The organism is Acetobacter senegalensis (assembly GCF_001499615.1).
Classification (GTDB): Bacteria; Pseudomonadota; Alphaproteobacteria; order Acetobacterales; family Acetobacteraceae; genus Acetobacter; species Acetobacter senegalensis.
Genome location: NZ_LN606600.1, coordinates 2,363,016 through 2,383,574 on the forward strand (window position 1 = coordinate 2,363,016; position 20,559 = coordinate 2,383,574).

19 protein-coding genes are annotated in these 20,559 nt (G+C 49.6%); 3 read left to right on the forward strand and 16 right to left on the reverse strand.

Annotated elements, in window-relative coordinates; genetic code table 11:
- Positions 1 to 121: 121 nt before the first annotated feature.
- Positions 122 to 526 carry an oxalurate catabolism protein HpxZ gene (hpxZ, locus tag ASN_RS11040; RefSeq protein ID WP_058988200.1) on the forward strand — a complete coding sequence of 135 codons (405 nt, stop codon included), beginning with the start codon at positions 122 to 124 and terminating at the stop codon, positions 524 to 526.
- Between the two features lie 29 nt (positions 527 to 555).
- On the opposite strand, the gene tnpC is transcribed toward hpxZ, so the two are convergent.
- The 6 genes from tnpC to xdhA all read right to left on the reverse strand — a co-directional run bounded on the left by tnpC (position 556) and on the right by xdhA (position 7,720).
- On the reverse strand, positions 556 to 2,166 hold the full coding sequence (gene tnpC, locus ASN_RS11045; RefSeq protein WP_058986868.1) for an IS66 family transposase: 1,611 nt from the start codon (positions 2,164 to 2,166) through the stop codon (positions 556 to 558).
- A gap of 63 nt (positions 2,167 to 2,229) precedes the next feature.
- Positions 2,230 to 2,577 carry an IS66 family insertion sequence element accessory protein TnpB gene (tnpB, locus tag ASN_RS11050; protein ID WP_010510701.1) on the reverse strand — a complete coding sequence of 116 codons (348 nt, stop codon included), beginning with the start codon at positions 2,575 to 2,577 and terminating at the stop codon, positions 2,230 to 2,232.
- Positions 2,574 to 2,933 (reverse strand): IS66-like element accessory protein TnpA, encoded by a 360-nt coding sequence (gene tnpA, locus ASN_RS19250; RefSeq protein ID WP_058986867.1) that lies wholly within the window; start codon positions 2,931 to 2,933, stop codon positions 2,574 to 2,576. The genes tnpB and tnpA overlap by 4 nt, the downstream gene beginning before the upstream one ends.
- A 124-nt stretch (positions 2,934 to 3,057) precedes the next feature.
- Entirely contained in the window at positions 3,058 to 3,867 is an 810-nt protein-coding gene (gene xdhC / locus ASN_RS11060) for a xanthine dehydrogenase accessory protein XdhC (protein WP_058988201.1), read from the reverse strand.
- Positions 3,868 to 3,879: 12 nt separating this feature from the next.
- Entirely contained in the window at positions 3,880 to 6,255 is a 2,376-nt protein-coding gene (xdhB, locus tag ASN_RS11065) for a xanthine dehydrogenase molybdopterin binding subunit (protein WP_058988202.1), read from the reverse strand.
- Positions 6,248 to 7,720 carry a xanthine dehydrogenase small subunit gene (gene xdhA / locus ASN_RS11070; RefSeq protein WP_058988203.1) on the reverse strand — a complete coding sequence of 491 codons (1,473 nt, stop codon included), beginning with the start codon at positions 7,718 to 7,720 and terminating at the stop codon, positions 6,248 to 6,250. The genes xdhB and xdhA overlap by 8 nt, the downstream gene beginning before the upstream one ends.
- A gap of 226 nt (positions 7,721 to 7,946) precedes the next feature.
- Between xdhA and ASN_RS11075 the strand changes: the two genes are divergently transcribed.
- Positions 7,947 to 8,882 carry a LysR family transcriptional regulator gene (locus tag ASN_RS11075; protein WP_058988204.1) on the forward strand — a complete coding sequence of 312 codons (936 nt, stop codon included), beginning with the start codon at positions 7,947 to 7,949 and terminating at the stop codon, positions 8,880 to 8,882.
- A gap of 62 nt (positions 8,883 to 8,944) precedes the next feature.
- On the opposite strand, the gene ASN_RS11080 is transcribed toward ASN_RS11075, so the two are convergent.
- From ASN_RS11080 to ASN_RS11100, 5 genes are read right to left on the reverse strand one after another with little or no spacing between them, the layout of a single operon-like run.
- Positions 8,945 to 10,369 (reverse strand): nucleobase:cation symporter-2 family protein, encoded by a 1,425-nt coding sequence (locus tag ASN_RS11080; protein WP_058989290.1) that lies wholly within the window; start codon positions 10,367 to 10,369, stop codon positions 8,945 to 8,947.
- Positions 10,370 to 10,373: 4 nt separating this feature from the next.
- Complete coding sequence (gene uraH / locus ASN_RS11085; protein WP_058988205.1) at positions 10,374 to 10,706, reverse strand: hydroxyisourate hydrolase; 333 nt, start codon at positions 10,704 to 10,706, stop codon at positions 10,374 to 10,376.
- Positions 10,703 to 11,218 carry a 2-oxo-4-hydroxy-4-carboxy-5-ureidoimidazoline decarboxylase gene (gene uraD, locus ASN_RS11090; RefSeq protein WP_058988206.1) on the reverse strand — a complete coding sequence of 172 codons (516 nt, stop codon included), beginning with the start codon at positions 11,216 to 11,218 and terminating at the stop codon, positions 10,703 to 10,705. Before uraD ends, uraH begins: the two co-directional genes overlap by 4 nt.
- Positions 11,215 to 12,108 carry an allantoinase PuuE gene (puuE, locus tag ASN_RS11095; RefSeq protein ID WP_058988207.1) on the reverse strand — a complete coding sequence of 298 codons (894 nt, stop codon included), beginning with the start codon at positions 12,106 to 12,108 and terminating at the stop codon, positions 11,215 to 11,217. The genes uraD and puuE overlap by 4 nt, the downstream gene beginning before the upstream one ends.
- 33 nt (positions 12,109 to 12,141) lie before the next feature.
- A complete protein-coding gene (locus ASN_RS11100; protein WP_058988208.1) occupies positions 12,142 to 13,581 on the reverse strand; it encodes an NAD(P)-binding domain-containing protein in 1,440 nt (479 codons plus the stop codon).
- A gap of 201 nt (positions 13,582 to 13,782) precedes the next feature.
- On the opposite strand from ASN_RS11100, the gene ASN_RS11105 reads away from it, so the two are divergent.
- On the forward strand, positions 13,783 to 14,685 hold the full coding sequence (locus ASN_RS11105) for a LysR family transcriptional regulator (protein WP_058988209.1): 903 nt from the start codon (positions 13,783 to 13,785) through the stop codon (positions 14,683 to 14,685).
- A 16-nt stretch (positions 14,686 to 14,701) separates the two neighbouring features.
- On the opposite strand, the gene ASN_RS11110 is transcribed toward ASN_RS11105, so the two are convergent.
- From ASN_RS11110 to ASN_RS11125, 5 genes are read right to left on the reverse strand one after another with little or no spacing between them, the layout of a single operon-like run.
- Positions 14,702 to 16,306, reverse strand: coding sequence for a gamma-glutamyltransferase family protein (locus ASN_RS11110; protein WP_058988210.1), 1,605 nt, complete (start codon positions 16,304 to 16,306; stop codon positions 14,702 to 14,704).
- Positions 16,307 to 16,317: 11 nt separating this feature from the next.
- Positions 16,318 to 17,661 (reverse strand): AtzE family amidohydrolase, encoded by a 1,344-nt coding sequence (locus tag ASN_RS11115; protein WP_058988211.1) that lies wholly within the window; start codon positions 17,659 to 17,661, stop codon positions 16,318 to 16,320.
- Positions 17,662 to 17,664: 3 nt separating this feature from the next.
- Entirely contained in the window at positions 17,665 to 17,850 is a 186-nt protein-coding gene (locus ASN_RS18870; protein WP_082666651.1) for a DUF4089 domain-containing protein, read from the reverse strand.
- Positions 17,851 to 17,882: 32 nt separating this feature from the next.
- A complete protein-coding gene (locus ASN_RS11120) occupies positions 17,883 to 19,109 on the reverse strand; it encodes a pyridoxal-phosphate-dependent aminotransferase family protein (RefSeq protein WP_048847018.1) in 1,227 nt (408 codons plus the stop codon).
- The gene (locus ASN_RS11125; protein WP_058988212.1) at positions 19,109 to 20,416 is read right to left on the reverse strand and encodes an allantoate amidohydrolase; all 1,308 of its coding nucleotides are present in this window, start codon (positions 20,414 to 20,416) and stop codon (positions 19,109 to 19,111) included. The genes ASN_RS11120 and ASN_RS11125 overlap by 1 nt, the downstream gene beginning before the upstream one ends.
- Between the last annotated feature and the right edge of the window lie 143 nt (positions 20,417 to 20,559).

Sequence of the window (20,559 nt, forward strand, 5' to 3'; positions counted from 1 at the left end):
GTAAAATTTTCTATTTCTGAACACATAAAGGTCACTGACAGATTATTTGGCTGTTGGTGGCCTTTTCGGTTTTCGTTTCCAAGCGTATTTTGATGCTATCATTGGTCAATAAGGTTTTCTTATGCAGCCTGCTACTGAAAAGACACTCACAGAAGTTACACTGCTTTCTGATGCCTATGAACGCGCTCTTGCTGATAATAATCTAGAAGCTCTGGATTGTTTTTTTTACAATGGAGCGGAAACCGTCCGGTATGGTGTGGGTGAAAACCTCTATGGCGCGGATGAAATTGCGGCATTTCGCCGCGCCCGACGTGGTGGCTCTCCGCCACGGACGGTCATTAGGCGTGTGATTACCTTGTTGGGGAACAACGCTGCCGTGATTAGCTTGGAATTCAAACGCGACAATTCATCTCGGATAGGGCGTCAGCAGCAGACATGGTATCGCTCGTCCCAAGGGTGGAAGATTGTTGCAGCTCATGTCTCTCTCATGGCCGAACAATCCGAAGCTGTACAGCCAGCATCTTAACGGTAACCGGCCGTTCTGTGCCGCCTTGATTATGCGGCCTTTTTGTGAAGCGTATTCGCGGGTTGCCAGTTCCATGGCAACAATTCGTGGAGGCGGTTGATCTTGTGTTCGTTGATGCGGGCGAGAACATCGGCGAGGTAATCGTGCGGGTTGAGGCCTGAAAGTTTTGCGCTTTCGATAAGCGTCATGGCATCAGCGATGTTGTCGCCCCCGGCGTCTGAACCGGCAAACAGATAGTTTTTCCGCCCGACGCATACCGGTCGTATGGCCCGTTCGGCAGGATTGTTGTCGATGGCAACACGACCATCTTCGAGGAAGAGGGTAAAGGCTGCCCACCGGTTGAGCGCATAACGGATTGCTTTTGCCAGTTCCCCCTTGCCAGGGATACGGGCGAGCTGTGTTTCGCACCATGCGTGGAATGCTGTGACACGAGGGCGGCTTTTTTCCTGTCGGACAGCCAGACGATACGGAGCAGGAGACCCGGTGAGCTGCCGCTCGATATCGTAGAGTTCCCCGATCTGCTCGAGTGCTTCCCTTGCGATTGTCGAATCACTGCCCTTCCAGACATCATGGAAGGCCCTGCGGAGATGAGCCCAGCAGGCCGCTTCGCGCACATGCACGGTTCCCGTTGCATCGGGTTTATACAGATCCCTGAACCCCGCGTAGGCGTCAGCCTGCAGAATGCCCCGGAACTGTGCCAGATGGGTCTGGGGATTGATCCCCTTGCGATCGGGAGAGAACCAGTAGGCCACGGCGGGCGGATCACTCCCGCCCCAGGGGCGGGGATCGCGCAGATAGGTCCAGATCCGCCCTTCCTTCACACCACGTGGTTTCCCAGCCTGGCGCAGACGGGAATCAAGAACCTGGATGGGTGTATCATCGGCATGCAGCAGGTCTGCCTTTACGACATCCTGACGGATCAGATCTGTGAGAGGACGCAGAACGGCAACGGCCTGACCACACCAGTCGATCAGGGTTGAACGGGGAATGTCCACACCCTGACGGGCAAAGATCTCGTTCTGACGATAAAGCGGGATATGGTCATCGAATTTCGAGACCAGGATATGGGCCAGAAGCCCGGGGCCAGCCATCCCCCGTGGAACAGGGCGCGACGGTGCTTCAGGCTGCACCATCGTTTCGCAATGGCGGCAGGATTTCTTCAGCCGTGCCGTTTCGACAACTTTCAGTTTTGCCGCAATAAAGTCCAGTATTTCGGTGACATCTTCGCCTACAAGACGCAGAGGACCGCCACAGGCAGGACAGGCCTCACCCGGGTCGAGAACAATACGCTCCCGTGGTGTCGTGTCAGAAACCTGTGGTTTGCCACGCTGCCGTGGGGGAGAGACTGCATCATCGCTGACATCATGCTCCCTGATATCAGGAGAAGGATCGGCTGCCGCGATGGCGATTTTTACATCTTCAAGGAGCAGTTCGAGCTGTTCAATCTCACGGTCTATCTTTTCTGAACTGGCCCCGAATTTCTGTTTCTGAAGGCGTGCGATCCGGATTTTGAGAGACTGGACAAGAGCCTCATACGCACGGGCCGACGCAGAAAGCCGGGCCACTTCGGTCTGCAGGGAAACAATCATTTCCCTCAGGATATCCGGATCATCAGGCAGGACCACGGGTGCAGGCGTCATTATGAAAAAATAGCAGAAAATCTAAGAAAATTCAAAAGGTTCTACACGATCACGCCATAAAAATCAGGCTACGCGAGACGGTGGTGCAGACCAGGAAGGGCGTCTCCACTCCATGCCTTCCCACAGCATGGCCATCTGTGCTGTCGTCAGGCGTGCAACGCCCTCTGCCGGAGACGGCCATGGAAAACGTCCCTTCTCAAGCACCTTGTAATAAAGACAGAACCCCTGACCGTCCCACATCAGAAGCTTGATCCTGTCGCCACGGCGACCACGAAAAGCAAAGAGCGCCCCTGATGTCGGGTTCTGACGCAGCACGTCCTGTGCCAGTGCTGCCAGACCCGATATGCCCTTGCGCATATCGGTCACCCCGCAGGCCAGATAGACACGCACGCCGTTGCCCACGCCAATCATGCCGTCTCCGCAATCTGGATGACCCGGGCCAGAAGATCTTCGGCAGGATGTCCCGTCACCCTGATACTACGGCCATTGCGCAGCACTATGGCCAGTTCGTCAGGTCCACCGCCAGATGTCACAGCAGGTGTCGTCACTGAAGCAACAGGAATAAACGCCACAGACTGATCTGGCGAAGATAGTCTTTGACGGAATGAACTCCGCCATTGGTAAAGGTGTTGGCGGGTCAGGTCATGCCGACGTGCCACATCCGATACACTCGCTCCATCCACACCAACTTCAGACAGTATCGCCAGTTTGCGTTCATCCGACCAGCGGCGACGGCGTTCAACACCAATCAGGATTTCCTGGGCCATTCTTACCTCTCAAATGACGTCAATAACGACGTCGTTAACGACGGTAAGTTACCAGTCACAATCTTTAATCATAAGGCGGCCTCAAACGGCCGGTTACTCTTAACGGGGCGTCTACCAAGTTTCTTTATGCGGCATGAAGCAGCTTTTCTACAATTTCTGCAGCGACCAGTGCCGCGATAATTTCTGGGCGCTTATCTCGTATATTCCGGTCTCCGATGGGGCAGATAAATGATTTTATCTGCTCTTCAGTTAATCCAATTTCTCTAAAACTATTTTCAAAACGCCGTCTTTTGGTTTTAGAACCAATCAATCCTATATAGGCAAAATCATTTCGTTCCAGTGCTGCTGCGACAATCAGTGCATCAAGGGAGTGGTTGGGCGTTAACGCAAGTAAACCTGAACCTTGGGGAGCAAGTGTCAGTTGCCGTTCCCAGTCAGATGTAACGCGCATTTCCACCCCTGACGGAACAGTGCCAAACTCATCTTGCCGAGGATCAATCCATACCAGCTTCAACGGCAACGGTGCCAACGCATAAGCCAAGGCACGTCCCACATGCCCAGCACCAAATAGAAGCACTGTTTTACGGGACTCTTCGTCTCTGCAAAGTTGCTGCGTCAGTGTTTCAATCATAGGCAGATTTGATCGGGTAATTTTTATTTTTGCCCGCCCCCCACAACACTGATTTGTACCATTTCCAAGAACAAACTCATGAAACTCTACATCTTTATCAGAACGCAGCAGACCTCGTGCATACTGTAAACAGTCCCACTCCAGCGTTCCGCCCCCAACTGTGCCGGCCTGCCAGGTTTCCCCTACAAGCATGAAAGTGCCAGCCTCTCGCGGCGTGGATCCTCGCGTCTCTGTCAATTGAACACACGCAAAATCCGCGGAATGCGGTGTCCAGTCAGCTAAAACGGACGAAATAGAACGCACGGGCACATAGCTTCAGAAATTATGATCGGGCTTTTGAGCAGTTAATTTTTCGGCTGTGCGCAAAATACACTCTGGTGTTGCCGGTGCATCAAGCTTCGGGCAAATTTTATAATCTGCTATACTGGCTAGAGCATCTGAAATCGCCTGTAGCACGGCTACACCGTGCACAAAAGGCGGCTCCCCTACTGCTTTTGAACGAAAAATCGTTTCTTCTTTGTTTGGGCTTTGCTTTAGCAATTGTACGTTAAAAATCCGCGGGCGATCAGAGCAGGCAGGTATTTTGTAGGTACTCGGTGCGTGGGTTCGCAACTGTCCTTTATCGTCCCACACAAGTTCCTCCATTGTCAGCCAACCAGCACCCTGAACAAATCCCCCTTCAATCTGGCCAATATCAATCGCGGGATTAAGAGATTGACCCGCATCATGCAGGATATCCACACGCTCAATCCGTGTTTCACCAGTCAATAAATCAATCGCCACTTCCGCGCATGCTGCCCCATACGCAAAATAATAAAAAGGTCGACCTCGGCCCGTATTCGGATTCCATGAGATTTTAGGAGTTTTATAAAATCCATTTGCAGATAACGAGACACGATCAAAATAAGCTGCTTTGGTTAGTTCGGGAAAAGAGACCACCTTATCGCCGACATGTACTCCATCAGGCAGAAAACGAACTTGCTCTCTGGTTATATTCCAATGTTTGGCGGCAAACTCTTCAAGCCGGCCTTTAATTTTAGTAACGGCATCCAAAACCGCCATGCCATTCAAATCAGCACCACTTGATGCTGCAGTTGCGGATGTGTTTGGCACTTTTCCTGTAGTTGTTGCCGTAATTCTTACTCTGTCTTCAGCTAGGCCGAATTCACGCATGGCAATCTGCACCATTTTTGTATGGAGTCCTTGCCCCATTTCAGTGCCGCCATGATTCACCTGCACCGACCCATCAGTGTAAACATGCACCAGTGCGCCGGCCTGATTATAATGTGTTGCTGTAAAGGAAATACCGAACTTTACTGGTGTCAGAGCAATGCCACGCTTTATGTAAGGGCTATGTTTATTTCTTTCCCTCAAAGCGCTCCGACGCTGGCGATAGTCGCAACTCTCTGCCAGCTCAGTCATAATATCCGCAGCGATAGAGTCTTCAACTGTCATATGATAGGGGGTTATGTCCCGTGTGCCTGTACCATATGTATTGCGTATTCTGATATCTAATGGGTCCAAGCCCGTAGCAAACGCAATTTCTTCAATAACTCTTTCCGCTGCCACAATGCCCTGTGGCCCACCAAACCCGCGATAAGCTGTATTAGATTGCGTATTGGTTTTTAATGGTTCTGAACGGAACCTGACATCAGGATAAAAATAGGCGTTATCTGCATGAAACAATGCCCGATCAATGACTGGACCTGACAAGTCAGCAGACCAGCCACATCGGGCAGCAAGAACCATGTCAACCGCGAGAATATCGCCCTGATCAGTGAAGCCAACGTTATAATCAATCACAAAATCATGCCGTTTACCGGTCATGAGCATATCGTCATCACGATCAAGACGGATTTTGGCGGCGCGGCCGGTCAGGTTTGCGGCAAGTGCAGCCAAGCATGCTGGTGTATTTGCCTGCGTTTCCTTGCCGCCAAATCCACCGCCCATACGACGGACCTCCACTGTGACAAGATTGCTTGGCCTATCCAGAACATGCGCGACCATGTGTTGTGTTTCAGTGGGGTGCTGCGTTGAAGACCAGATACGCATCTCGCCTTCTTCACCCGGCTGTGCCAGGGCCGCCTGCCCTTCCAGATAAAAATGCTCCTGCCCACCAATTGTAATACGTCCGTTTAGTCGACGTGGAGCCTCCGCAAGACCTTTATCCACATCTCCCCGCTTCATTTCGAGCTGTCTCCAAACAAGTTCAGAACCGGCCGCGCGGGCTTGTGCAATATTGAGAACCGCAGGGAGGTCTTCGTATTCAATTTCCGCCAGCCGGGCAGCTTTTCGCGCAATACTTCTGTTTTCCGCAATCACAGCAAAAATAGGTTGACCGTAATAAAAAACCTCATCTTCAGCCAGAAGCGGTTCATCATCCTTCCCAACAGGACTAACCTGATTATGCCCCGGAACGTCACGGTGCGTCAGAACCCCAATCACACCGGGCAGAGCTTTGACGGCATCCAGATTCAGATAAATAATCCGTGCATGCGCTTTCGTGCTCAAACCCGGGACAACATGCAGCAGTCCCTGCGGTTCAGGGAGGTCATCAATATATGTTGCTGAACCTGAAACATGCATTCTTGCACTTTCATGCTTCAGGCTTTTGGTCGCGCCGCCAGTCACTACAGGCAGGTGCGGCTGATCGTTTTCTGGTTTTTTTAACCTTATGGACGCATCAGACATACGCTTTGTCTTTCCATCCAGCTAACCGCGTTTCAACAGTAGTTGGTGTTGCAGTTTCCGCAAAAAACCGGGTCAGTAAATTGGCTGCAACCTGCCGTCGGTACCACTCACTGCTTCGCATGTCAGAAAGGGGCGTAAAATCAGTCTGAATGGCATCTCGTGCGTCTTCAAGCGTTGCTTCATTCCAAGGTTTTCCCAGAATAGCATTTTCAGTCGCATAAGCCCGTTTAGGCGTAGCAGCCATGCCCCCAAACGCAATACGAATATGGGTAACAAGGCCGTCGCTATTACACGTCATAGCAAAAACACCCAACAATGCTGAAATGTCCTGATCAAACCGCTTTGATATTTTATAGGCCCTATAAAGCAGATTTTTATCTGGCTTTGGAATAACCAGAGCCTCTATGAACTCTCCCGGGTGCCGATCCTGTTTTCCATAAGCAATGAAATAATCTTCAATAGGTAACGAGCGAGTTACCTGCCCTTTTCTAAGAATCAGAGTAGCTTCCGCCGCAATAAAAAGAGGCGGCCCATCCCCAATCGGAGAACCATTGCCGATATTTCCACAAACAGTTCCGGCGTTCCGAACCTGTGTCGAGCCAATGCGACGAATGACTTCTCCTGCATCGGGTAGAATTGTAGCAATAGCTGAATGGGCGCGACTATAAGTGACCCCAGCGCCAATCCAAAGTTCATCATCCGTTTCATGCAGTGCTTTCAAGCTTTCGACACTGCCAATACTGATGATATGAGGAAGTGAGTTTAACCGTTTCGTAACCCAAAGCCCTACATCAGTAGCTCCGGCTACCAAGGTTGCGTCCGGATTATCTTGGTAAATTGAGGCCAGTTCTTCGGCAGTTGCAGGCAAACTTACTGTCCCTGCCGGCGCACTGATCTTGCAGGCACTACGAGGCAAAAACTTTTCAAGTCTATTTTTTATGGTCTGTTCTTTCTGATCAAAGTGATCAGATTTTGTTGCCAGTGCCTGCTTCATGGCTTTTACAATCGGTGCGTAGCCAGTGCAGCGACAAAGATTTCCTGCCAAAGCATCATTAATTGCCCCCTCATCCGTACTGGCTGAAGGGGACTTATAGTAGGCGACCATAGACATAACGAAGCCTGGCGTACAAAATCCGCATTGTGATCCGTGTTGATCGACCATGGCCAGCTGAACAGGGTGAAGGGCTCCTGTAGGATCACGTAAATCTTCGACAGTGAAGATTTGAGCTCCATCTAGCATCCAAAGAAACTGGATACAGGCGTTTACGGCTTTCCATTGCAATTTATTGTCCTGCATACGGACAACCAAGATAGTACAAGCGCCGCAGTCACCTTCATTGCATCCTTCTTTTGTGCCCGTCCGGTGACGTTCTTCTCGCAACCAATCCAAAACCGTTGTTTCAGGAGCAAAGCCAGAAACTTGGCAATACTGATCTCCCAGATAAAATTGGATATGATCACGCACTGACACTTTTCCCCTGAAAATTCATCCTAGATGAGCTTATTACGCCTGCAAGTAAGCGTTTAATCCCATTCAGCATCTTGAGTATACGACTGATAGAGCATAGTAGTCTCTTATAAAATCACCAAAAAATCGTTCTTTGTCCAACACAAAGAAACACACAGCGCGTTGCATTTTTGTCGACGGCAATCATAGAATACATCGACAGGCATCAGGAGCTTACAATCACATGCCAAATTCGGTCCGCGTATTCACGATGTCCCGTTTTGCTCACTATTTTGAAATTGTGGCACAGACTGGCTCAATCCGTCAGGCGGCAGTGGTGCTTAATGTCTCGCCTTCGGCGATAAACCGACAAATTTTAGCTATTGAAGGCAATTTGGATACTCTTTTGTTTCATCGTCACAATGCGGGCCTAAGCTTAACCAGCGCGGGTGAATTACTACTGGCAACGATCCGTGCGAATAAAAGAGATTTTGATGCTTTCCAGACACGGCTGGCAGCCCTTTCAGGTTTGCACGGCGGTCTCGTGTCAATGGCCGTGGTTGAAGCCATGAGCGACCGTTTTATTCCTGATGTGCTTGCTGATATGAGCAAGGTTTATCCACGTGTAGAATTTTCCGTTCAGACGCAAGATTTTAAGGCTATTTGGCATACTGTCGCCCGAAATGAAGTTGATTTCGGCATCACTTTGTTAAGTGATGAAAAAACTCCCAGACGTGTCAAAGTGGCAGCAACACTTCATGCACCCATCGGGTTTGTTGTAAGACCAGATCACCCTATTGCACAGCGTCACGAAATACGTTTAAGTCAGGCCGCTGGTAATCGCTTTATTTTTCCAGATGCTACGCTTGCCGTTGGTGCTGCAATCAAAGAGGGATTGCGAGCGCACCAATCTGATATCCAAGCCTCTTTTACCTGCAACCGTATCGTCAGCGTAAAAGCACTTGTACGTTCAGGCCTTGGTATAGCGTTACTAACGCAAGCTGATGTTATTGATGAAGAAAAATCCGGAGAACTTTGCTTTGTAAAAATAGCGCAAAGTGACATCAGGCCTCTTGGCTTTGCGCTCATCCATAATACTCAGAGGCAGATCTCAGCAGCGTCTCATTCAACTTTATCCTTAATTACTAAAAATTTTGAAACGCTTTCATTGTTAGGATAGAGTTTTTTAAAATATAATGGTAAAGATCTAGCACATCTTAACGCATAAAAGTATGGTCAAGCTCACTTTTCTTTCATATTAAAAGACGTCAGATTATCATGCCCTGATATGTCACTGACTAGGCTAAGCTGCTTTGGCGATTTCTTTTCTGTTTCGGGCATGAAATGGTTGAAAACTAAATGTAAGGCCATGGCAGACACAGAACCTAATGTAATACCACTGCCAAACACGATTTGAGCCCAGTGAGGAAAGTTGTCTGCAATGTGTGGTTGCGCCGTCGCCATCATGCCCAAACCAACACTTGTGCCAACAATAATCATATTATTCTGATTATCGAAATCGACCTGCGTTAACGTCTGAATACCAACAACAGCAACCGTCGCGAACATTGAGAGCGCAGCCCCACCTAAAACAGGCAACGGCACACAAGCCATAATAGCGGCCAGTTTGGGAATGCACCCCAACATAATCATAATAAGCGCTGCGGCTGCCACCACCCATCTGCTTTTAATCTGGGTCAGTCTGACCAAACCAACATTTTCAGCAAAACAGGTGTAAGGAAAAGAGTTCAAAATACCGCCAATAGCTGTGGCAATACCATCTGCCCGAATTGCGCTTGCTATATCTTGTTCAGTGATCCTTTTTTTGACGATTGCCCCTGTTGCAAACACATCCCCAGTTGTTTCCAGCATAGAAATAATCATGACTATGATCATCGACAGTATGGGAACCAGCCGAAAACTTGGCATACCAAAATAAAATGGTGTTGGGACCGTCAATAAAGGGGCAGCAGAAACGTCCTGAAACTGTGCATCGCCTAAAATCCAGGCAATCAGCGTACCACATACCAATCCCAAAAGAATGGCAATTGTACCGACGAACCCCTTACAGAATTTTTGGATGCCAAGAATACAGAATAATGTACCCAATCCATAGGCAACATTTCTCAGTTGCACAGGGTCTTGCATCGTATTGCTACCTCTACCGGCAACGATATCGTTTGCAGCAACCGGCAATAAAGCCAGTCCAATAATTAAAATAACTGACCCAGTAACAACTGGCGGGAAAAATCGAATTAATTTAGAGAAATGAGGTGCAAGAAAATATGAAAAAATACCTGCAATAATTACTGAGCCAAAAATTTGCTGCAAGCCACCAATACCACCACCGGCCGCCGTGCCAATCGCAATCATCGGCATGACAGCAACAAATGTTACCCCTTGCAGTAAAGGCAACCTGACACCTATTTTGCCAATTCCTACCGCCTGAAGCATGGAGGCAAGGCCGCAGGTAAAAAGATCTGCTTCTATTAAATGTTCAAGCACGTCATGGGGTAAGCCTAACGCACTGGCCACTAAAATGGGAACAATAACTGCGGCAGCATAAAATGTCAGAACATGCTGAAACCCATAAACACCCAACTGCCAAGCTGGTAATATTTCATCCACGGGATGAACATCTTGTTTTGCGGTTCTGACAGAATTCACCACGTTAGCTCCCTCGATAAGTCGAATAGCCGTAAGGGGCGGCCAAAAGTGGAACATGGGCATGAGCATTCGCGCTCAGTCCAAAGACGATAGGAACAACATCTAGAAACGGTGGGTCGGATAGTGTCATCCCTTGGGAAAGGAAATAGTCAGCCACATCAAATTCAAGACGATAATTTCCCTTTTGCAGGTCTAACTCCCGCAATTGCGGACACCGTCCATCTACGTCTGTTTTTCCTGAAAACAAAACTGTAGCACCATGCAACAGGCGAAAGGCAATCCCAGCCGCAGGCTTGCCCGTGACGGTATCTAAAACATGTGTGGATAAAGAACTCATAACTGCACCTTATCCTGCAATCGTAACGATGCAATAGCGTCAATTTGTGTAAGCGCTTCAGCCAGTTCTGCGTCTGGGCTACTTTGCAGGCGTGTGGCCATTGCCTCAAGAATAACTGCCTTGGGCGATTTCCCGGCTTTGCGTACGCAGATCACAAATGGCATGCCGAATTTTTCTCGGTATGCTGTATTCAGTTTATGAAACTGCTCATATTCAGCAGGTGTAAGCCTATCTAACCCTGCCCCTCCCTGCTCGTGCTGGGATTCAGTGCTCAACGCCTGGTCAATTCCTGCACGATGACCCAATTCAGGATGAGCCTTTACAAGGGCTAATTGTGCCTCTTTATCAGCTTGTCTTACTACTTGGGCAAATGCCCCAAGCATTTGTGCTGTATCAGAAAATGGACGATACGCGCAGGCTTTCGCCGCGATCCATGGTGAGTGTTCGTAAATAGCACCAAATTCTGCAACAAAATCTTCGGTGCTTAAGCTATTTATATCGTCAAGGGTCATGCCGGATGAACTTTCAACCAATGCTGCGCAATTTCTAATCTGGTTGCCACCCATACGTTTTCCTGCTTGCGTAAGTAGTCAAGAAAACGCGCTACCGCTAAAGCCCGGGCAGGTTTCCCAGCTAAACGGCAGTGCAAACCGATTGACATCATGCGGCCGCCTTCACGGTAAAGCATGTCAAAATTGTCGCGCATGTAACTAAAAAACTGTTCGCCGTCTGTAAAACCATTCAGAGCAGCAAACTTCATGTCATTTACGTCAAGCGTATACGGCACAATAAGCTGGGGTTTTCCGTAGTGCCGATCATAATACGGTAAATCATCCGCATAGGAGTCTGCATCATAGACGAAGCCTCCCTCTTCCACGATCAGTCTTGCCGTGTTGGGGCTGGAGCGCCCCTGATACCAGCCAAGAGGCCGCTGACCTGTTACTTCTGTATGAAGTGCAATAGCGTCACGAATATGAGCACGTTCAATATCTTCGGGAATGTCCTGATAATCTATCCACCGTAAACCATGAGACGCAATTTCCCACTCACTCTCCTTCATGGCAGCAACAATTTTAGGGTTTAATGCAAGCGCATTCGCAACACCAAAAACTGTAGGCCGGAACCCTGCTTCATCAAATAATCGATGTAAACGCCAGAAACCTGCCCGGCTTCCGTACTCATACAGACTTTCCATCTGCATGGACCGTGCGCCGATAATTGATCGCGTCCCCACCATTTCGGATAAGAATGCTTCTGACCCTTTATCGCCGTGTAGAATGCTGTTTTCTGCACCTTCCTCATAATTCACAACGAACTGCACAGCAATTCGCGCACCATTTGGCCATTTCGGGTCAGGTGGGGTTGAGCCGTAACCAACCATGTCACGCGGGTAAGAAGACATCACCACTTTCTCAGATTTCCGTCTCTGTCTGGTTTAGCAAGGTGGCTCAAGGCTAATAAGTTCATCCGTATTGTAATCCAGCAAGCTTTGTAGTTGCTTATCTCCATCCTGCACAAACAGATCGCGCCCGATAGCTTTTGTTAAACGTTCCACCCCGAACCGCATTCCGCTGATAGAGGCACCGGAGAGCCCCATGCTTGGCATGGCTGCAAACGTGAAGTTGTGAATGGCGGCCATCATGGGGGCAAGATCATCATCTGCGTTTCGTGGCAGAAATTGGAAATGCTTTCCTAAATATGGATGGCTGCCCAGTAGTGTATTTTCCTCACCTGCTGGGGCGGCGAATTTATCACGCCACAATTGCACTCTCTCCGCAATTTTGCGCATTTCTGGTCTTTTTGTCAGATCAATGACAAAACCTGTTCCAATAATCAGGAAGTCGAAAACCATTTCACCGTGCGGTGTTTCAACAACCACTTCGTCTCCCTGTTCTTTCACGGAGAGCCACGGTGTTCCGGGGTGGAATGCAAAATTTGCGTGCTTGCGGCAGCGCCAAAATGTGTCCTGAGGCGGTGGCTGGTTCAGATCGTAGATTTTACGCATAAAGCGCCAGCGGGTCAGATCTGGAAGGTCAGCAAAATAGCTCAAGAACCCCGCATTTTCCATCCATCTGTAAGGATTCACGGTTGGGATTTTTGCACGACGTAGGCAGAGATCAACGCTTGCGGCACCATACTCCAACGCAGTCGCGGCATTGTCAAAAGCTGATGCACCAGCGCCCAATACACCAATGCGTTTGCCTCGCAGCTTTTCAAAGTCGATCGTCTGGCACGTATGTGCATAACGTGAGCTGTTTACGGCTTGGGAAATGAAATCAGGGACATGCCAAGCCCCTCCGCCTTCAATTCCTGTAGCCAATACAACCTTACGCGCCCATTGTTGCACAACAGAGCCATCACTTTGCTTAAAAGTCAGGCATAACAAGCCATCCTGCCAATCAATATCGACAAGTTTTTTGTCATTAGTAACCGGTAAATCGAGAGTGTCTCTTACCCAGTCAAGGTAAGACTGCCAGTCTTGTCGAGATATTTTGTCGAGATTCTTCCACGCTTCCGCGCCATATCGGGCTTCATACCAAGACTGAGGTGTCAGGCTGGGAATGCCTAGATCTGGCCCCGTAACGTGCTTGGGGGTACGAAGGGTGAGCATCCGCGCAAAGGTGACCCACGGCCCCTCGCCACCTCGGTCAGCTTTCTCAAAAATACGTACATTCGAAATCCCGCGCCGGCGAAGACCAAAAGCCGTCGCCAAGCCCCCTTGCCCAGCCCCAATAATGGCGACATCCAGAACAGAGGCATCATTATGGCTGGCGGGTATGCACCAGTTTCCCGTTGCATAGCTAATCTTCGCAAGGTCGGCCAGCACCCGCTGCTTGAGTTCAGCCAAACCAGCATCCGAGGAAACGTGATTCATTTATTAAGTCCTAAAAGACACACACCCTGATAAACGGGACAAACACCAAATATTTTTCTGACTGATCTATCTGGTTTTATCGTCACTTTCCGAGCCGCCATTCACACAGGTCTGTCACACAGAAGAATAATTTCATAGAGTAGCTGTTCTTGTATATGATTTAAATCAGTCTAATTCGTTCGCAAAATGAGAGCGGTTGTCATGCCTGTTTTTTCGCGGTTTCTTCGCTATTTCATGGCCGTTGCGCAGCATGGCTCCATCAGAAAAGCATCTGACGAATTGCACATAGCGGCCTCAGCCATTGATCGACAAATCTTGCAGGGCGAAAAACAGCTTGGCACACTTCTGTTTGAACGCCTTCCAAGCGGACTAAGATTAACGACGGCAGGTGAACTGCTTCTGACAACGTGCCGCCGATGGACGCGTGATTTTTCTGCGCTCACAACGCAGATTGATAACCTCAAAGGTCTGCGGCAGGGCTCCGCTGATATCGTGATACCGGATGCTTTAACAAAAGGCTTCATCCCTTCCGTTCTGGGAAAGCTAAGGGACAGCCACCCCGGTATTACCGTGAACATTCACGTGCGCACCAGCAAAGATATGGGGGAGATGCTTATAAATGGTGATGCCGATTTTGCCCTGATGTTTAACCTTGGTCATATGCGTGAGCTCTTTGTTCGGGCGTATAAAGAAATTCCGCTCGGTTTTATCACGCTGCCGGATCATCCGGTTGCAGGATTACAGGAAGCTCACTTCAGCATCTGTTCGGAATACCCGATGGTTGTTCCCGCGCCACCGCTTGCGTTATGGCGGCCGTTAGAATTGCTTGAAGCTGAAACGGGTATCAAGATTCATCCCGTCGCACGCGCTGATGATATCCAAATGATCAAATCGCTTGTAAGCGAAGGGGCTGGTGTCGGTATTCTAAGCTATCTGGACGCATATGATGAAGTTCAGAAGAAGCAGCTCGCTTTCACGCCAATTCAGAATAAAAAACTATCACCTGTAACCCTTGCGTTATGCGTTGATCGATCCCGCCAGCTTTCCATGGCGGCGCGGCTCATTATCTCTGAAATCGAACAGTTTTTTGTCGAAAAATTATAATCTAATCTTAGCTACATCACCAAGCGGCCACTACGCCATCACTTCTTGGATCTGTCGCTCCTTCAAGAACACCATTACTGTGCCTGACAATTGCGCCAGCGTGCCCCATCATGGATGTAAAAGGGGCAACGCGCTCAATAGCATGTCCGGCGGCACCAAGCTGTGCTATGACATCCGCCTGAAAACGGTCTTCGTATTTTAACGTCACACTTTCCTGCCCCCATGTCCGCCCCAAAAGCCAACGCGGTGCAGTAATCGCCTCCTGTAACCCCATACCGTAACGAGCATAACGGCTAAAAAGTGCAGCCTGTGTCTGGGGCTGCCCTTCACCGCCCATAGTGCCATAAACCATGACGCGGCCATCGCTAAATCTTGCTGCTGCGGGGTTCAGAGTATGAAAAGGTTTGCGGCCGGGCCGCAGAACATTCCACCCTTCTTCTTTTAATTGGAAACTTGCTCCACGATTTTGCCAGACAATACCGGTCTGTGGCAGCACGACACCTGAGCCAAATTCAAAATAAGTACTCTGAATCATACTGACAGCGACACCATTGGCATCAACGGCGCCCATCCAGACCGTATCCCCTGCCTGCGAAGGATAGGGCCAAGGTGCCGCTTTATGCCGATCAATGTTCTTCAGCATAGTGGCCAGTTGCTGTTCATCATCAAGGCAGTCTTGCGCTTCAACGCTCATTAAAGCCGGATCACCGACATGCGTGTCGCGGAAACGAAATGCCTGCTTTGTTGCTTCTACCAAGCCGTGAATATGTTCAAAACTGTCGCAATTTTCCGCTTGAAGCCTGTCAAACAACGCCAGAATGAGGAGTGATGCCACGCCTTGGGTGGGAGGGGCCATGTTGTAAAGTGTTGCGTCTTTTATTTTAACAGAAAGAGGAGGTCTGACTGCTGCTTCATGGCGCGCTAAATCGTGGAATGTTACAGGACTACCCGCCTGTGTCAGATCAGCGGCGATATCATAGGCGAGAGACCCAGTGTAAAAACTTTGAAAGCCATCAGTGACCAAACGACGCAGCGTTTGGGCCAAGGCTGGGTTTTTTAGAATGTCGTTTACGCCTAAGGGGCGACCATCTGGTTCATATATGGCAGAATAGCCAAATACATCTTTCAGTTCAGCCGATTTGGCAGCGGCAACTTCCGCACCACCGGTTGTTACTGGCACTCCGTGTTCAGCATACCATATGGCATCACGAAGCAAACGGGATGTAGGTAATAATTGTTTTTTCTGCGTGTCATACTGCGCCGCAAGCTGTAGAGCAGCCTGCCACCCAGACACAGTACCGGCAACTGTATTTGCAGCTAACCCACCACGCCAAGGAACAGATTTATGGCCCGCGGACCTATAGAGAGCAAGGTCTGCACCCGACGCAGCAGCACCACATGCATCGATTGTGTCAACACGTCCGTCTGGCCAGCAAATCAACCAGAAGGCATCCCCCCCAATGGACGTCATGTGCGGATAAACTACCGCAAGAGCGGCTGCGGTTGCAACCATCGCTTCTATGGCTGATCCACCTTCTTTCAAAACGTCCAATCCGGTTTGACTGGCCAGATGATGTGGGGACGTTACCATCCCGCGCGTAGAGCGTGGTGTGTGCAGCATCTTGATTTGCTCTAATGAGAAGCCACAGGAAAACCTAAAAGACCGGAGTGTTCCAATTTTTCAGCAAACGCCAGCAACATATTTTCCTTCCCCGGTGCCGCAATGAATTGCACGCCCAAAGGCATGTTTTTCTGATTGCCTTCAGAAGGAGGCAAAGGCGCGGAAAGAACCGGCATACCTGCCAAACTGAGAGGCTGCGTAAACAAACCCAGGTTTGCGCGTGCAGAAACAGCTTTCCCGCCAACCATTATGGTGGGTTGGTCTAACCGCGGTGCTATACCTACGGTTGCGGGAGCCATAAGGATATCGACCTCGTTAAAAACTGAATGCAGTATGTCCCTAAACCAGTTGCGCAAACGCTGTGCCTGAATAACTGTGCTGGCCGGTAGCAACGCGCCAGCCATTAATCTATCCCGTGTAGCGGGGTCATAGGCCATCGGGGTTGTTTTCAGGCGCGGTAGATGTAAATTCCCGCCTTCTGCTGCTGTAATGACAAAAGACGCGGCCCGCGCTTTATCAGCTTCAGGAAGTGTTACATCACACGTAATCGGGCAACTCTGAAGAATTTTCTGCATCCCGGATTGCAGGTCGGCCGAAAGATCCTGAGCAAACCATCCACCGAGCAAACCAACTTTCAGATTATCAACGTCATCCTTATATTCAAATTTACGCCCGGCCATGACTTCAGTCACAACCCGAATATCAGCAACACTTTGCGCAAATGGCCCAATGACATCCAGGCTGGCTGCAAAGGGATAAACACCAGATAACGGCAGTAAACCCTGTGTAGGGCGTAATCCCCATACCCCACAAAGTGAAGCTGGCACCCGAATAGATCCGTTAGTATCAGAACCTAATGTAAAAGGAAGCATCCCGGCAGCAACCGCTGCCGCAGACCCGCCTGAAGACCCACCTGCTAATCTGGCCGTATCATGCGGGTTGCATGTGGTGCCATAATGCGCGTTCTCGGTCGCAAACCCGTAAGCGAACTCATCCATGTTGAGGGTTGCAACGGGAATGGCATCTTCCGCGCACAGGCGGCGGACAACCTCGGCGTCATTGGACGCTGGAGCATTATTGTTCAAGGTGATTGAGCCAGCCGTTGTAACCAATCCCTGAACGTCAAAAAGATCCTTCACACCAAAAGGAACACCGGCCAAAGAGCCGACAGCTCTTCCGGACGCAATTTTCTGATCTAACTGCTTTGCCGCCGTAATGGCACGGTCTTCGAGAACGCGCGTAACAGCATGATACATACTGTCTCGCGCTTTCAAATTCTGAATGGTCTCAAGGCAATGCTTTTCGGCAGATAGCTCGCCATCCCGAATTTTACGTACAAGGTTAGAAATAGACATTTCTTATGGCCGATACTCGTAAGCGGGCAGACAATTGTCAGGAAGATCCATGCTACAAATTAAATCACAATAACCCCGTAAAAGCTGACTATTAGAAAGCACCCCAGCTACAGACTGTTCGGGAATAGAAAGTCCAATCTGGCGAGCTATCACCATAATGTCTTTCACTGTCATTTCATTTTCAGGCATGGATGCTCCTATTATTTTTAATGGCTTTTTAGTCAGGAATACTCAGCCAAAGCTGCATCCACTCCAGCACCACGAGAGACTTTATATCCTTCAGCGGCCAGACAAGCTTCAAGAGCCCCCAAGGTCAGCAGCACCTTATGCTTAACAGCATTGTAGCCCATCGCGCCTATGCGCCAGACCTTGCCTGCAAGCGGCCCAAAAGCGGTCCCAATTTCTATTCCAAAATCTTCACGCATGCGCGTTCTGACGTTTTCGCCGTTTATACCTTCTGGTATCCAAATACCTGTAACATTGGTCATACGGTAAGCGTCTGAACCAAATACGTTCAATCCAAGGGCACGGACCCCGGCCACAACGGCGTTGCTCGCTGCTTTATGGCGATCAAAACGCGCTTCCAGCCCCTCTTCCAGCATAATGCGCGCAGCTTCTCGTGCGCCGTAGAGCATTGTTGTTGCTTCTGTATGATGGTTCAACCGTTTTTCTGACCAGTAATCCATCACCATGGCCAGATCAAAATAATTGGAAGAAATCCTTGGACGGCTTCCATCAAGTGTATCGCTCGCCCTTATGCCAGCCTCTACATGTCTGCGGGACATAATATATTTTGCAGCATGGTCAGAAATAGTAATGGGGGCAGAGCCCGGTGGCCCACCCATACATTTCTGTAGCCCGCCAGAAACAACATCAATACCCCAAGCGTCTGTCGCGACAGCCATTCCTCCAAGCGTTGCCGTAGCATCGGCATAGGAGAGAACACCATATTTACGACAAAGCGCCCCTACACCTTCCAGGGGTTGAGCCATGGTGGTCGAGGTGTCACCATGAATACAAGCCATGACCTGAGGTTTATGCTCGATAAGCGCGCTCTCAATCTGCTCCAGCGTTGCGACCTCACCCCACGGTAAGTCGAGTGTGCAGATTTCAGCGCCAATACGCTGCGCAATTTCAGACAGAAGTAAACCGAACCGACCAGCCCGAATAATCAGCAGTTTTGCGCCTGGTTCAACCAAAGAGACAAGTGCGGCTTCAATCCCTGCCCGCGCAGTGCCGTCGATAAGAAAAGTCCACTGGTTTTCTGTCATAAAAACACGGCGATACAACGCCATTGTTTCATTCATATACGCGGTCATTTCGGGGTCAAATTGCCCCAACATATCCGCAGCCATGGCGCGCAAAACCCGAGGATGCGCATTAACAGGCCCAGGCCCCATTAACAGCCGCTGGGGCGGATCAATCTGACCGAACAGATTCTGTGCCATTACGCAATTTTCTCCTGTTGCGCAGAAAAATTATCTGCATAGCTTTCAATAAAATTTACCATGACCTGAAAAGCTGTTTCGACATCGCTCGCCTCGACAGCTTCGGCAGGATTATGGCTGATCCCTTTTTCACACCGAATAAACAACATGCAGACAGGGGCTAAAGCCGCCATGACCATTGCATCATGCCCTGCCCCACTCACAAGCACCCGGGCCTGTTTTCCCGTAACAGTCTGAACAGAGCGGGACAAAACATGTGTCAGCTCACTGTCACAAGGTGTTGCGGGCAAATCCTGTTGCAAAACCATAGAAAACGAAACAGATCGGCGTTCACAAAGGTCTTGCAAAGCGCACTGAATTTGTGTTGCCGCCTCGTTCCTGATGCTTTCTGTGCCGGAGCGGATATCAACCGTAAAAGCGACATCCCCCGGCACAACATTGGGCGCACCGGGCGAAACCTGAATCCGCCCGACAGTCGCAACCAGATGATCGCTGTCAGCTTTACCAATTTTTTCAATTTCAAGAATAGCTTCGGCTGCGGCGGCCAGCGCATCCTGTCGAAGGGTCATTGGCATTGTTCCGGCATGACCGGCAACGCCTTTAAGTGTTACCAGAAAACGAAATTGAGCCGCTATGGCGCTTACAACCCCGACAGGTTTGTTTTCAAACTCCAGAACAGGCCCTTGCTCAATATGAGGCTCGAAATAAGCAATGACTTCACCCTGCTTACGGGCCGCTTTCGGGAACTGCTCCAACACAAAACCTTCTGCCCCCAAAGCATCCTGCAATGTGATACCGTCGTTATCTTCCATGGTTGCAGGTGCTTCTGGCAAGAGACCTGCAACAGCGCGTGATGTCAGCATGGAAACAGGAAAGCGCGATCCTTCTTCGTCACCAAAGCCAATAACTTCTAATGCAAAAGGAAAACGTATTCCCTTACGGGCAAAATGCTCAACAACTTCAATGCCTAGCATCACCCCCAGCGGACCATCATATTTGCCGGCATTGCGAACACTATCCAGATGAGAGCCGATAAGAAGCGCAGGTGCTTCGGCCAAAGTCCCCTCGTAGCGGCCAACGATATTTCCGGCAGAATCTTGCCTTGCAGACAATCCCCCCTGCTCTATCCAGGCCGCAACCTGTCTTACTGTTTCCCGATAAGCGGCACTTAGATAAGGACGAAACAAAGAGTTCGGTTCTTCTGAAAACTGACCTTTACCCAATATGTCACATCTTGTGACAGCCCGTGTTCCTCCACACGGTTCTGAACATGCTGGTTCAGAAGAAAAGCTGTCTGGAGAGGGCATTGGATCATTACTCCGGTGGTCGTTTTCATCTTGTTACGGATGAATTACAATCTTGCATACAAGAAAGCCTAGACGCAAGCCTCTTACCATCTATAAAAATCAGTCTTGTTAATTGCTAAATTTGTTACGCTGAATCTAAAATA

Excerpts from the sequence above, each read along its gene's own strand:
- puuE (WP_058988207.1), bottom strand. The coding sequence starts at position 12,108 with ATGTCTTCTTACCCGCGTGACATGGTTGGTTACGGCTCAACCCCACCT.
- ASN_RS11075 (WP_058988204.1), top strand. The coding sequence starts at position 7,947 with ATGCCAAATTCGGTCCGCGTATTCACGATGTCCCGTTTTGCTCACTAT.
- xdhB (WP_058988202.1), bottom strand. The coding sequence starts at position 6,255 with ATGTCTGATGCGTCCATAAGGTTAAAAAAACCAGAAAACGATCAGCCG.
- ASN_RS11100 (WP_058988208.1), bottom strand. The coding sequence starts at position 13,581 with ATGAATCACGTTTCCTCGGATGCTGGTTTGGCTGAACTCAAGCAGCGG.
- ASN_RS11120 (WP_048847018.1), bottom strand. The coding sequence starts at position 19,109 with ATGGCACAGAATCTGTTCGGTCAGATTGATCCGCCCCAGCGGCTGTTA.
- tnpA (WP_058986867.1), bottom strand. The coding sequence starts at position 2,933 with ATGGCCCAGGAAATCCTGATTGGTGTTGAACGCCGTCGCCGCTGGTCG.
- hpxZ (WP_058988200.1), top strand. The coding sequence starts at position 122 with ATGCAGCCTGCTACTGAAAAGACACTCACAGAAGTTACACTGCTTTCT.
- ASN_RS18870 (WP_082666651.1), bottom strand. The coding sequence starts at position 17,850 with ATGCCTGAAAATGAAATGACAGTGAAAGACATTATGGTGATAGCTCGC.
- tnpB (WP_010510701.1), bottom strand. The coding sequence starts at position 2,577 with ATGATTGGCGTGGGCAACGGCGTGCGTGTCTATCTGGCCTGCGGGGTG.
- tnpC (WP_058986868.1), bottom strand. The coding sequence starts at position 2,166 with ATGACGCCTGCACCCGTGGTCCTGCCTGATGATCCGGATATCCTGAGG.
- ASN_RS11110 (WP_058988210.1), bottom strand. The coding sequence starts at position 16,306 with ATGCTGCACACACCACGCTCTACGCGCGGGATGGTAACGTCCCCACAT.
- ASN_RS11115 (WP_058988211.1), bottom strand. The coding sequence starts at position 17,661 with ATGTCTATTTCTAACCTTGTACGTAAAATTCGGGATGGCGAGCTATCT.
- ASN_RS11105 (WP_058988209.1), top strand. The coding sequence starts at position 13,783 with ATGCCTGTTTTTTCGCGGTTTCTTCGCTATTTCATGGCCGTTGCGCAG.
- uraD (WP_058988206.1), bottom strand. The coding sequence starts at position 11,218 with ATGACCCTTGACGATATAAATAGCTTAAGCACCGAAGATTTTGTTGCA.
- ASN_RS11125 (WP_058988212.1), bottom strand. The coding sequence starts at position 20,416 with ATGCCCTCTCCAGACAGCTTTTCTTCTGAACCAGCATGTTCAGAACCG.
- uraH (WP_058988205.1), bottom strand. The coding sequence starts at position 10,706 with ATGAGTTCTTTATCCACACATGTTTTAGATACCGTCACGGGCAAGCCT.